General features: G+C 42.1%; 9 protein-coding genes. 2 read left to right on the top strand and 7 right to left on the bottom strand.

Annotated features, from left to right (window positions below):
* The first annotated feature begins 888 nt into the window (after positions 1-888).
* Both F7734_RS57995 and F7734_RS57990 read left to right on the top strand, forming a co-directional pair.
* Entirely contained in the window at positions 889-1,809 is a 921-nt protein-coding gene (locus F7734_RS57995; RefSeq protein ID WP_155753177.1) for a class I SAM-dependent methyltransferase, read from the top strand.
* A complete protein-coding gene (locus tag F7734_RS57990; RefSeq protein ID WP_166482800.1) occupies positions 1,802-2,782 on the top strand; it encodes a PrsW family intramembrane metalloprotease in 981 nt (326 codons plus the stop codon). The genes F7734_RS57995 and F7734_RS57990 overlap by 8 nt, the downstream gene beginning before the upstream one ends.
* Before the next feature lie 7 nt (positions 2,783-2,789).
* Here the strand turns inward: F7734_RS57990 and F7734_RS57985 are convergent, their stop codons facing one another.
* From F7734_RS57985 to F7734_RS57950, 7 genes are all read right to left on the bottom strand, one after another.
* Entirely contained in the window at positions 2,790-3,779 is a 990-nt protein-coding gene (locus tag F7734_RS57985; RefSeq protein ID WP_155753175.1) for a glycosyltransferase family 2 protein, read from the bottom strand.
* Between the two features lie 884 nt (positions 3,780-4,663).
* Positions 4,664-5,533: a 6-carboxytetrahydropterin synthase gene (locus F7734_RS57980; protein WP_155753174.1), complete on the bottom strand. Its 870-nt coding sequence runs from the start codon at positions 5,531-5,533 to the stop codon at positions 4,664-4,666.
* Positions 5,534-5,605: 72 nt separating this feature from the next.
* Entirely contained in the window at positions 5,606-6,310 is a 705-nt protein-coding gene (locus F7734_RS57975; protein ID WP_155753173.1) for a J domain-containing protein, read from the bottom strand.
* 175 nt (positions 6,311-6,485) lie between these two features.
* Positions 6,486-7,448 carry a cysteine synthase A gene (gene cysK, locus F7734_RS57965; RefSeq protein WP_155753171.1) on the bottom strand — a complete coding sequence of 321 codons (963 nt, stop codon included), beginning with the start codon at positions 7,446-7,448 and terminating at the stop codon, positions 6,486-6,488.
* Positions 7,449-7,543: 95 nt separating this feature from the next.
* A complete protein-coding gene (locus F7734_RS57960; RefSeq protein WP_166482799.1) occupies positions 7,544-7,981 on the bottom strand; it encodes an Rrf2 family transcriptional regulator in 438 nt (145 codons plus the stop codon).
* Positions 7,982-8,259: 278 nt separating this feature from the next.
* Positions 8,260-10,044, bottom strand: a complete 1,785-nt coding sequence (locus F7734_RS57955) for an iron uptake porin (RefSeq protein WP_155753169.1) — start codon at positions 10,042-10,044, stop codon at positions 8,260-8,262.
* A gap of 400 nt (positions 10,045-10,444) precedes the next feature.
* Positions 10,445-10,723, bottom strand: coding sequence for a 4a-hydroxytetrahydrobiopterin dehydratase (locus F7734_RS57950; protein ID WP_155753168.1), 279 nt, complete (start codon positions 10,721-10,723; stop codon positions 10,445-10,447).
* Positions 10,724-11,598: the final 875 nt, after the last annotated feature.

Raw genomic sequence — 11,598 nt, 5'->3', positions numbered from 1 at the left:
TTCTTAAGCACTAAAACATTAAATTCTTCCGGAAACTTTATCAATTATTTATATTGGTAAAAAATATTTTATGAATGCTTTATAAAAATGAGCAAAATTATTGCGATAATTACATTTTCAAAACCTATTCTTTTGTAACCTATATAACGTATAACGAAGTTCTTCTTTTTCAAACTAAATTATAAGGATAGGTACTAATCCTTTCCCGCCAGAAGATTAGAGTTCTTACAAAAGCCAATTTTTGTGTACTTTTCTCTTGTGACTTTGCGAAAGTGCGGAAGACAAAAAATATTTATGCAAGAAAATGGGATGAGTACGAACGCAATTGAACATTGGGTAGTCATGCTGAAAGCTGGTAACTTAGCCAATTTAGACCAAGATCTTAAGAGTCTTACTTATAGCGTTTCCTAGTCTGCTGAGGTACAAATTTATCCGCGTCCATCTGCTACAGGCTGCGGTTAATTATTTCTTTTTGTACCTCACCTGAGTGGGAATCGCTATATATATATTTCGGCTGCAATGCGTCGCTTAGTTGAAGAACGAGCAAAATACAGATGCGAGTATTGTTTGCTACCTCAAAATGTTTTATTCTTTCCTCATGAAATTGACCGTGTTATTCCTAAAAACATAAAAAGCCCCCTCTCCGCGTGGGAGAGGGGGTTGGGGGTGAGGGCTTTTGATGATTGGCGGGAAAATTTTTTCATTAGGACTGCTTCTTTTGAAAGAGTCGAGGCGGAGCCTCGATCCATGCATTCCCAGGCTCCGCCTGGGAACGAGAGAACTGGCTGGTGGTTACTGTGAAGAAGTTGATTCGGGAGTGAAGATTGGATCGCTTTGAGCTTTATCATATTTGATAGACAAGCTCATTCCAAAGGTAGATCGACATTAATGAACACGGCTGTCAAAAACACTCCGGGATTAGCTTCACGCTTCATAAATGGAGTCCTCGCCATCAAGCCTCTCGCCAACCTAGCCAAGCACCAAGCTAGGCAAATGATGATGAAACGTGCTGAGAAAATCGGTGTCAATTGGACACAAGAAGTACGGACGCTACAAGCACGAGATTGGACAAAGGATTTTGATAAAGTACAAAACCCACAAGTCACGTACCCAGATTACTATTTGCAGTCTTTCCACGCTTACGACAAAGGAGATCTCTGTTGGGAAGCAGCTCTAGAGGTAGAGGTTGCTGCTCAAACTGTTCATGCAACTCTTTGGGGTAATGCCACAGCCCAAGGAGATGCTCAGCTACGCCAAAGTTATCATAATATTCTGGCAAAGCAACTCCCCAAACCGCCACAAGCTATCTTAGATATTGGATGTAGTGTGGGTATGAGTACTTTTGCACTACAAAAAGTTTATCCTCATGCAAAAATTACTGGCTTAGACTTGTCTCCTTACTTTCTTGCCGTTGCTCAATACCGCAGCCAGCAGCGCAGTGCCAATATCAACTGGGTTCATGCAGCTGCTGAATCAACAGGGCTGCCAAGCGGCTCGTTTGATTTTGTCTCCATGTTCTTGATTTGTCACGAGTTACCCCAAGTCGCAACCAGACAAATTTTCGCGGAAGCCAAGCGTCTGCTGCGTCCGGGCGGTTGCATAGGAATCATGGATATGAATCCTAAATCTGAGGTATATCAAAAGATGCCTGCCTATGTTATGACTTTGCTCAAAAGTACTGAACCACTTATGGATGAGTATTTCTCCTTTGATATTGAGCAAGCGTTAGTGGATGCTGGCTTCAATACTCCCACCATCACTCCCAATAGTCCGCGCCATCGCACGGCGATCGCTCAAGTGCGTGGTTGATGTCCTGCTAGTCTTGTTAGCAGTGCTACCACCATTGCTGCTTTTGGTGTACTACTACAGCCGCATTCCAACAACTATCTCTTTAATGCGGCTGCTTTCATTCTTTGCTCTTGGGGCAATATCTGGGTTTATTGCCCTTCACTTGGAACTGGTTTTTGAAACAGTTGCTCAATGGGTTGTCAATTGGCGCGTCATTCAACGATCGCTATTTGGTGTTGCCCTGCGACAATTGATTGAAGTTGGTCCAATTGAAGAAGGTTGTAAGTTAGTCACAGTCATTGCTTTAACTAACTATTTTCAACGGCGGTATCGGTTACGTCCGAGCACAGTTTTCCTTTTTTGTCTAGCCGTGTCACTGGGTTTCACGGCTGAGGAAAACTGGGTATATCTTTTTCACGGCTTTCAGGGTATAGCATCAATTGTAGAACGCTTGATTAGCACGCCCGTACACGCCATGTTTTCTGCTCCTTGGGGATATGCTTTGGGGATGCTTGTGAACACTAGTATTTACTCAAACCGACGTAACGGTCAAGTTTCTCAAGCATGGCTAAATTCTGTCATTTGCCATGCTTTAGTCAATGTTTTATCTATTAGCGGTCGCTACTCTTTTCCCTGGAACTTGCTCAGTTACGGATTGTTTCCATTTTTGTTATGGATGTTTTGGCGACTGGAACAATACTTACAAAAAGTGCAAGGTCAAGTTCCAAGGACTCTCATCTCTGGTTCTCCACTCAAGCAACAACTGTGGAGAGAGTTTTTGATGCTATTAACCCTGATGCTTGGTGGAAACGCCATCTTCGTGCTGTTTACCTTAACCAGAGATTTGAGTTTCCTCAATCGATTGCAACTTTTGGATACTAACGTTGCACTGTCTGTGCTGAGTCGCTTATCTCTCGGCTTGATTCTTGGGCTTTCCGCATGGGTTATTTACCGCTACTTGCGTCGCTTAACTAGCCGTCGCCGATATTATTAAACCCAATCTAGATAGTTAGAAATTTACGTGCTAAAGGGCGAGGAATTATCGACAGAGCAAATGCGGCGACTGTTCTGAAGTTAAACTTTTGCCACCTGAGTGCATACAAAAGATAAGGTCTTGCTTCTTGGGCTTGTTCGGCTTTCAGTAATCCTATAGCCAAGGTGGTGTGTGCTTGCAACCATTTTTCTTGGAAGTAATCCTTGAACTCTTGCAATCGCTCATCTTCCATAAATTTTCGGTAGCAGTAAATCCCTGCTTTCCCTGCACGAATTTTTGACTGAATACTTGAAGCCCCGTTCACAAAAGTTTCTGATTGAGTGTGTACGCGATATTTACTGAGTCTTTGAGGAGAGTAATATGCTCCTCGTCCAGTACGACATGCAAGGTAAGTTAAATACAAATCCCAATAAGAACCCATTTGGGATGGAAAATCATCCCAGTCAATGGCATCTTTGCGAATTACAGTAGCCACCGCACTAGGAACAGCTTGATGAACTAGTCCAATTTCGTAAAAAGGCTGGTAAACTCCTTCCTGTAATCGATCTCGCTTCCAACGTAGAGTATTTTCCTCTGTAGCAGCAGAATCAATCTTGCCTTTTGAGTCTATTATGTAGTGGTCGCTGAATGCGATCGCCAAATTCGTATCAGCCTCAAGAGGTGGAATTAACTTCTCCAAAAAGTCCTGATTCCAAACATCATCATCGTTCAAACTCGCAACATATTTTCCTCGTGCTTCTTTGAATGCATTTATCACGTTCAAAGCTATGCCTAAATTTTTCGTATTGCGTCGGAACCGAATTCGCGAGTCTTGAAAAGAATCCACAATATCTTGTGGGTTCTCTACACTACCGTCATCTGACACAATAATCTCTAAATTTTTATAGGTTTGATTGACAGCACTTTCTATGGCTTCTTTAAGATATTTAGGGCGATTGTAAGTAGGAATAACCACCGTAACTAGTGGTTCTCGTGATGGGTTCTGTGCTTGTAGCATCTTTACTCCTTTCGGTTAGCTCAGCTTTGGCTAGCAAATGTAACTTTTTTTCTTGGAATCAGAAGTTTAAGAAAAATGAAGCATCAACAAACCTCGTTTTCAATAATAGCATTCACCCCCTTAACATATCCCTCTCATTAAATTTTGTAGTTTTGTTATCTTGCTCTTTGTCATTTAATTACGAAACAATAAATTAGGTTATCAGATAAATTTATAAATTTTTTACGACCTCAACTCCTTTATTCCCAGGTATTGATGAAATAAATTTTTTATTTCCTATTGTGTTACCCCCTAAAGTAACTATTTGTATTTTTGCCATTTTCCTGCCACACCTATTTTCATTATGAAAAAATAACTCAGTATTTTACAAAACACTACTACTGCTTATCAAGTATAAATATGAACTTATTATAAATGACTAAATTTTTAGAATATCTGCCTTGAGGAAGAAGTTTTTTACCTCTATCTTAAATTTAGGTTAACAATTAAATGACTGAATTTAGTTAGAAAATTCTATTATTTATATTTTGCAATCAAGAAATATCTTCCATTTGCTGTATTACTGCTATTCAAGGCATAACTCTATAGGTATAACATCTTAACAGCAATTTAGAGATGCAAGAAATAAAGGCATATAATAGTAGACAAATTGCAAGAACTTCACCCTCCTTAGTCCCCCTTATAAAGGGGGGAAACAGGAAATTTAGTTTCCTCCCCTTATAAAGGGGAGGTTAGGAGGGGTAATTGGTATATTGTCAATTAATATTAGATTTAAGAGAAGAAATTTAGATGATTGCCAAAAGCTTATAAAATTACAAAAGCCTATCGCAATGAAAAATCTTTGGATAGGCTTGATAATTCTTTTGTTGTTCTTTGTAAGAACGCTAAACTCGTACTAAAACAGAGGAGTTTTGTACGGTGTTGGCATTCAACTCAGAATCAGTACAATAGATTTCACAAGAATTGTTGGGGCTTTCGATTAATTTAACTTTGTAGAGCTTTGCACCTAACTCTTGAATAGGCGATCGCAATAAATGACTGATGTGAAGTGCAATATTCTCAGCAGTAGGAACCACTTCAGCAAAATAAGGTATGTCTTTATTGAGGAAGGTATGGTCAAATGGTTCAATCACGTAATCCTCAATGGCTTGATTGAGACGGACTAAATCAACAATCATACCAGTGCGGGGATTAATTTCCCCGACTACAGTCACTTCGAGGTGGTAGTTATGCCCGTGCCCGTTAGGGCGAGCGCATTTTCCATAAATCTCGAAGTTAGCTTCGTTGCTGATGTCGGGATGAGCAAGCCGATGAGCGGCGCTAAAGTGAGTGCTAAGAGTGAGGTAAGCTTCCATTGCGTTTCCTAAATAATCAGCCCAAAGTTCGGGATGTTCAAAAAGCTGCACGCGAGCAACAGGCAAATAGGGTGCCAGTTTGTACCAAATAACCCGTGCAATGTTTTCTGTAGTAGGCAGAGTTTGTTGAAATTCTGACCACACATCGTTAAGATAGGAAAAATCCAATTGGCTGGTGACTTCGCGCTTGATAACTTGTTTCACGTCAGACAAGTTTAGTACCATGCCATATTTGTCTAGTTCCCCAATAAGGGAGACAAATAAAACATAGTTATGTCCGTGTCCGGGAAATTGAGAGCAAGCACCGAATTTCTTAATATTTTCAGCATCGCTCAGTTCTGGTAACCAGTAGCGATGGCTTGCCGAAAATTGAGCGCGGCGATTTACAATGCATTGCATGAGTGTGTGGAAGCAAAACTTAATATTTCTTAAACTTTTCTGCTTCCAGCATAAACTAATTTTTACTTTCTGCTAAACGTATGCCCCCATAGACTCATGTGCTTCACGATACAACCGATTCGCAATGCGGAACATTTCTTGTCCCGTATGCAGATAATTCTCGTCGTAGTTCAGAGGGTAGTACTTTAGCTCATCTAGTCCATCGCCAATTTGATTGAGGCAATAGTAGAAATGGGCAGCGGCTCTTGCCAAGCTTGGAGGATTGGGTAAGGAACGAAATTTGGTTTGCGCTTGCTTGAGATCGTCACGACAGGCGTCCAAGTAATCTTGAAATTCATCTAAAAGAACATCATCAAAGGGATCGGCAGAGAGTTTCTCTATTTGCTCTTTTAAAGAATAAAGAATGCGGTAAACCAAACGATTCACAGGCTGATAAACAAGGTGCAACCACTCTTCGATTTGCTCATCTACTTCTTTTCCTGTTTGTCGGGTAGTTTGGTATTGCTTTTGCGCCGAGGCTGTGTGCTTTTGGCGGCTTCGACTTGCTTCCTCGGAACGCTGGCGCAGTTTTTGGTCGTACTTTTGGCGATTTTGAGCATCCCCCAAAACTTCATAAGCCGCGTTAATGCGTATGATAGCGTCTGAGTCCGAGTTTTCCTGTTTGCTATCTGGATGAAACACTTTTACCAAGCGACGGTAAGCTTGCTTAATCTCGGCTTGGCTGGCGTCAGGGCGAACTTTAAGTGTTTCGTAATGATTGCTTTGATTATTGGTCATTGGTCATTGGTCATTGGTCATTGGTTATTGGTCATTGGTTATTGGTCATTGGTCATTGGTCATTGGGGATTGGGGATTGGGTAAAAGGGCATTGGGCAAAAGGGCATTGGTACTTCTTCCTTGTCTCCCTTGTTCTCCTTGTCTGCCTTGTCTCCCTTATTCCCAGTCCCCAGTCCTAACTGATGCTAGCGGCTATTTTGGGTTCCAAGTCTTGGAACAATGGTGTGCTGAGATACCTTTCGCCAAAGCTGGGCTGAACCATGACAATCAAGTGCCCTTCGTTTTCTTTGCGTTTGGCAACCTGAATTGCCGCATACAAAGCAGCACCACTAGAAATTCCCGAAAGAAGCCCTTCTTCTCTTGCCAAACGACGACCGTAGGCAATAGCTTCATCATCCGTCACAGAAATTACTTCATCTATAACGTTGACATTCAGAACTTGAGGAACGAATCCCGCCCCAATTCCTTGAATTTTGTGAGGACCAGGTCTCCCTCCAGCTAAAACTTGGCTGTTGGCTGGTTCAACTGCGATCGCTCGAAAACTAGGCTTGCGTGCTTTAATCACCTCTGCCACACCCGTAATAGTACCACCAGTACCCACCCCAGCTACAATGATATCAACTTGTCCTTCCGTATCTTCCCAAATTTCTTCAGCTGTAGTTTCCCGGTGTATTTTAGAGTTAGCCGGGTTGCGGAACTGCTGCAACATATAAGCATTCGGTGTTGTTTCAACAATTTCCTGTGCTCGCCGAATTGCCCCACTCATACCTTCAATTCCCGGTGTGAGTTCAAGTTCAGCGCCAAAAGCCCGCAGCATAGCTCTTCTTTCAGAGCTCATGGTTTCAGGCATAGTTAAAACTAAGCGGTAACCCTTTGCCGCCGCCACCATTGCCAAAGCAATTCCCGTGTTTCCAGAAGTCGGTTCCACCAGTACCGTCTTCCCCGGAGAAATTAAACCTTCCTCCTCAGCATTATTAATCATGCTCACGCCGATACGGTCTTTAACTGAAGCAGCTGGGTTCATGCTTTCCAACTTCACCACAATTCGAGCAACACAACCTTCCGCTTGAGGAATGCGGTTAAGTTGTACTAGAGGAGTTCGTCCAACAAGTTCTGTAATATCACGTGCTATTCGCATATTTTTGTCCTTAGTTAGTAGTTAGTGGTTAGTAGTTAGTAGTTAGCAGTTGACCACTAACTACTAACCACTAATCACTAACCGCTAACAATTAATTAAATGTAGTACATTATGTCCAACTGCCGACGAGAATCTCGCTTTTCACACAAATCAGCAAGTGTATACTTTTGCAAAACTGCATTTGCTGCTTCCATTGCTTCAAGCCAGACATCTTCTACAACAGCGTTATCTACAGTTTTAGGGTTAACGTCCTCCTCAGCAGTCCGCACGTCCAACCCTTCCAAACAACCTAAAATCTCGAATAGATTTATTTTCCAGGGGTCTCGCGCCAACAAGTAGCCGCCTTTCGATCCGCGTTGGCTTTTGACTAAACCGCCACGTCTTAAAGTTGCTAGTAGTTGTTCTAAATAACGATCCGGTATATTTTGCTGTGCTGCAATCTGTCGAATTTGTAGCGGTTCCCCGCTTTGGTAGTGAATTGCGAGCTCCAGTAAAGCAAGAATTGCGTATTCTGACTTACACGATAGTTCCACAGGCGACAAATAAGATAGGAAGGATATAAGGATGAAGGATAAAGATTTTTTATTCTTTATCCTTTATCCTTCATCCTTTTTCTATTATACTCCGGTTCTCCACTAGGGTTTGTTCTCTTTGAAAGTAAATTTCCAATAAAAAACCCCACAACGAGGTAGGGTTTTTGCTAAGTGGTTAAAGGTTGGTAGTTAGTAGTTAGTAGTTAGTAGTTGGTGGTTAGTGGTTAGTAGCAAATACTAGCAACAACTAACCACTAACCACTAACCACTAACAAGCTCTAGAAAGTAAATGTTGTTCTCAAAGTACCAATTAAAGCGTCATCATTGTTGCTGTTCTGACCGGGTGCGGATAGCCAGATAACACCAGGGGTGATGGAGACGTTTTCATTGACTTGATACTTGTAGAAACCTTCAACGTGGTAAGGTGTATCGTTACCAGTGAAACCAGGACGGTTACGAGAATAAGGTTCTGCACCAGCAAAAATACCCAAAACGTTACCCTTCTTACCAAAGTCAGGTAGAGCGACGCCGACTCCATAACCCCAAGCCTCAAAGTCATCATTAGAACCGAAACCAGTTACGTCATGATAAGAAATAAAGCCACTGATGGAGAACTTATCGCTTGGTCTGATAGCTGCAGATAGACCGTAGGAGTTACTTGAAGATGCTTCTATGGCACTCAATGTGTTAGCTTGTGCAGTTCCTACCACAGGCAGGTTTCTACCAGTACCGCTTTGACCTGCCAATCCACCAGCATCAAACAGAGTGCTACCAGAACCGTGATAACCGTGAACGTAGGTTGCAGCTAATGCAAATCTTTGACCGAGGTTAAAGTTCAATTGTCCTAAAGCAGCATAGTTACCGTTGAAGACACCAGAACCCAAGCCAGGGTTATTGGGTTCTGAAGCCAAGTAACCTACAGTTAAAGAACTTGGTCTGAGGATACCGCCACCTTTACCAAAGTTAATATTTAGCGCTGCACCTGCACCGCCACCAATCCGGTAGATGGGGCTCTCGGAAGCGAAGGTAGACAGTGCGCCATTACCTCCGTCGTAGTCTTCAAAGTAGGGGTTGTTGGTAGCAGCGTAGTCGCTGTGAATACCACCAGTTGCTGCAACGTAGAGTTGAGCGGGTCCAACGGGAACGTAGTAAGCCAACCAATCTAGATTGATATCATTACCATTGTTGTTGAGGTTGAAGGTTTGCAAGCCTTCAGCACTCGTGTCATTGTTAACGCCACCAATGTTAAACCTGTTGCCATTACCGGCAGCAAGACGGGTATGCAAAACGTCTTTACCTGTGAAGCTGGTTTGTAAGTCCAAACGAACTCTGTTTTGGAAAACAGTGTTGTTGCTGTCACCCGTGCTGTCTCCAAAAGCATCAGTGAGAGCGAAGATTGCTTCACCAACGAGTTTGGTTGTGGTTGAGAACTGGTTAGCTTCCAATTCTGCCGCCCGTGCTTCTAATGCATCAACACGACCGCGTAGAGTTGCAAGCTCCGCTGCAAATTCTTCTTGCAACCTCTGTAAGGTAGCCAAATCTTCTTTTCTAACCAAGTCAGCTGTTGCTGTTGCAATTAATTCATTGACTCTATCCAAACAAGCGTTTAAACCAGCCGCAAATTCATAACGGGTTAATGCCCTGTTACCGCGATAGGTTCCGTTAGGATAACCAGCAATACAACCATAACGTTCAACCAAGGATTGCAATGCTTGGAATGCCCAATCTGTTGGTTGTACATCAGAAAACTGAGAAACAGATGTCACCTGAGCTTGGGTTTGATTTCTGCCCTCGTTGGAGTACTGATTCACTTGGTCTAAGGTATTGACCTGTGTTGTAGGCTGTGCTTGAGCCAATACTTCTGGCTTTTTAGCAACTTCCGCAACACCAGAATTTGTTGATGTTGATGTGAAAGCTTCTTGAGTCCCTACTTGTGAAACTCCTGCTGTCACTGATTCACTCTCTGTGGGGTTTTGAGCTGCCATAGCAGTTGCGGACATCAACAATGTTGCCCCTAAAACTGCTGGACTTACCACCAAAGATTTCCACAAGATATTAGCCATTTTTCCTCTTCTCCTCACACCTTATGTAGATAACTTTGTTCCTTACAACTCTTCCGGATTCGCCAGTTCTTGTTGATACTTGTGGATTAGGCATATACGCCCTCTACACACTATTTTAGTTTTTGCCAAGCTAACAATTAGTTAATTTTAGGTAAAGAATTAATGTAATTAACTTATGCAAAAACATGGCTGCATAGTTTGTAATTATAGTTCACTGTTAGTGGATGGCAAGATATCAGCGTTCGCCTTCTGAACTGTCACATAACTTGCATTCACTTACGCAGATACAACTCAATGACAATTTGCACAAATACCCTCTCAAAACATTATCTAAAAATAGACAACGCCTAACAAAACAAGTAACTTTTAGGCAAATTACCTATAGCGCTATGAGCACTTGTTAGATTTGAGAAATGACTTTTGCCAAATCAAAATCTTTTTGTGTTAACCCACCCGCATCATGGGTTGTTAGAAAAATTTTGACTCGGTTGTAAGAAATTTCTATGTCTGGATGGTGTCCTGCTGTTTCAGCAGGTTCAACAAGCTTGTTGACGAACTCAATCGCTTCAACAAAGCCTTGAAACTTGCGGGTACACTCCAATTGTGACCCCGACACCTTCCAACCTGTCAAATGGGTTGCCTGTTCTTTAATTTCAGTCTCAGAGAGTAGCTGCGCCATATCAAATCATCCCAACGACTCCGACTAGATCCTTTGTAACACTTTGTACTGAAAATGTCTTGTTATTTTACTCACGTACTTGTGCCTCCCCTACTACGGAATACGCTCAAAAAGGATTTAAGTATAGAGGATAAAAGAAATACACTCTTTTTTCTGTGGGTACAAGCTATAGGTTAAACCTGAACCGCCTCTGTTTATCCTGGATACTTCACACCTTATCCTTTAGACATGGTTCCCTGGTATGATTTTTTCTTATCAAGATGCACTGGTTATCTTGATTGAGATATCGGTCTAATTCTAGTTTATGGGATATTACGACGTTATCTGTCTTAAGACGTTCCCCAATCAAAAAAAGGAAATCCTAGCTCTATCAACCACTCAGCATACATGGGAGCAAAGCGTTGTCGCCGCTACTAACCCCTAACCAAATATAAAACTATCCGCTCTAAATTAGATTAAGGAATCTAATTTAGAGCGGTCTAGCGGGTCTTCAGGTTGCAACCAGACTGCCGGAAGGAACTCCAACTAGTCTAGCTGCTTAGTTTTTAGCAGAGCTAAAAATCTAAGGCTAGCTCTTAGAGAACAGCCCCGGCACACAGCCGACATTCAGCAACCTGATGACCCATGCATTTACTACTTTCTATCATGGGCATCACCTCCTTGTTGCCTAAACGGTCTTCTTCTCAAGTACAGAGGATTAAGCCTCTGGTTTATTCACTCCAACCAATATAACACAAGTTTTTGAGAATAGGGAGTAGGGGGTAAGGATTTGGGATTTGGGATTTGGGATTTGGGATTTGGGATTTGGGATTTGGGATTTGGGATAAATTATCAATATTATGTCTCTTATAAACATCTGACGCTGCGTACGAATA

It is taken from the genome of Scytonema sp. UIC 10036 (assembly GCF_009725235.1).
The sequence above is the reverse complement of the archived record's forward strand: the minus strand, read 5'-3'. Positions and strand labels throughout refer to the sequence as shown.